The organism is Sphingobium sp. C100, assembly GCF_000508185.1.
In the GTDB taxonomy this organism is placed as follows: domain Bacteria; phylum Pseudomonadota; class Alphaproteobacteria; order Sphingomonadales; family Sphingomonadaceae; genus Sphingobium.
In genome coordinates, this window is sequence record NZ_AYOY01000103.1 from 1 (window position 1) to 1,409 (window position 1,409).

Sequence of the window (1,409 nt, forward strand, 5' to 3'; positions counted from 1 at the left end):
GGCGCGCCGGGCGCCAGCGTCACCAACGTCCATATGGAAGCGGGCAGCGTGTCGCCCGGCGACCTGCGCGCCGATGTCAAGCGCGGCATCTATGTCACCGAGTTGATCGGCATGGGCGTCAATGGCGTCACCGGCGACTATAGCCGGGGCGCGGCCGGGTTTCTGATCGAAAATGGCGCGGTGATGAACGCCGTGTCGGAAATCACGATCGCGGGCAATCTCAAGGATATGTTCCGCGCCCTGGTGCCAGCCAGCGACCTATATTTCCGCTATGCGATGAACGTGCCGACCATCCGCATCGACGGAATGACCGTTGCCGGAGGCTGACCCCCATTTGCGGGCGGTCGTGTCCGCCGTGGCGGATGCGGCCGACCATGCGCTGACTCTGTGGGCCAATGGGGAAACCCGTGTCCGCCAGTGGGAAAAGGTGCCCGGCCACCCCGTTTGCGAGGCCGACCTGGAACTGGACGCTATGCTGCGGACCAGTTTGACCGCGATTGACCCGATGGCGGGCTGGCTGTCGGAGGAAACGGCCGACACCGTGCATCGCCTGGGCTTGTCGCGCGTCTGGGTGGTCGATCCGATCGACGGCACGCGCGATTATCTGCGCGGCCGGCCGGGATGGGCGGTGTCGGTGGCGCTGGTGGAGGATGGAGCCGTGCGGATCGGCATATTGGCCGCGCCCGCGCGCAATGAGCTTTGGATCGCGCGGGCAGGGCAGGGAGCGACGCGCAACGGCAAAATGCTCAAGGCGGGGTCGCGCAGCCTGTTGCCGGGCGCGCGGGTGCCGGCGGACCAGCTGCCCCGTGCCGATCGCGATCTCATCACGGTGGAAAAGCCCAACAGCATCGCGCTGCGCATGGCGATGGTCGCCGCTGACGAGGCCGACCTGGTCGCGACGGTGCGCTGGGGCAATGAATGGGATGTCGCGGCGGCCGCCCTGATCTGTCAGGAGGCCGGCGCGACCGTAACCGATGCGCTGGGCGATCCGCTGCGCTTCAATCGGCCCCAGCCCACGGCTTTTGGCCTGTTATGTTCCGCGCCCGGCATCCACCGCGCGGCGACGGAGCGGCTCGCCCCGCGCGCGCAGGAGATATTGGGACGCGATTAGCGCCGCAGGACGCCTAAAGCTTGCCGTATTTGGCTTCGAAGCCCGCGACGTCGCCGGCCGCCAGATATTTCGCCTGGTCGACCCATTGGTCGCGCACCGGACGCCCCTTAAAATTGCCAAGCTTCGCATCGACCGCGGCGATGTCCGCATCCGACCAGGCAGCGATCTGGGCAAAACGAGTGACGCCCAGGTCGATCAGCAGCGCCTTGAGCTTGGGGCCGACGCCCTTGAGCCGGAGCAGATCGTCGGCGTCAGCGGTGGGAGCGGGCGTAGTGATGGCGGGAGAGGCTGGAACAGG

2 protein-coding genes and 1 pseudogene are annotated in these 1,409 nt (G+C 67.3%); 2 read left to right on the plus strand and 1 reads right to left on the minus strand.

Annotated elements, in window-relative coordinates:
• Together C100_RS0124340 and C100_RS32320 are read left to right on the plus strand one after the other, a co-directional pair.
• A partial coding sequence (locus C100_RS0124340; protein WP_031309009.1) for a metallopeptidase TldD-related protein occupies nucleotides 1-327 on the plus strand: 327 nt, incomplete at its 5' end.
• Nucleotides 314-1,111, plus strand: coding sequence for a 3'(2'),5'-bisphosphate nucleotidase CysQ (locus tag C100_RS32320; protein WP_024019161.1), 798 nt, complete (start codon nucleotides 314-316; stop codon nucleotides 1,109-1,111). The genes C100_RS0124340 and C100_RS32320, both read left to right, overlap by 14 nt.
• Nucleotides 1,112-1,124: 13 nt before the next feature.
• Here C100_RS32320 and C100_RS32325 read toward each other — a convergent pair.
• Nucleotides 1,125-1,409, minus strand: a pseudogene (locus tag C100_RS32325) (hypothetical protein); the annotation flags it as partial.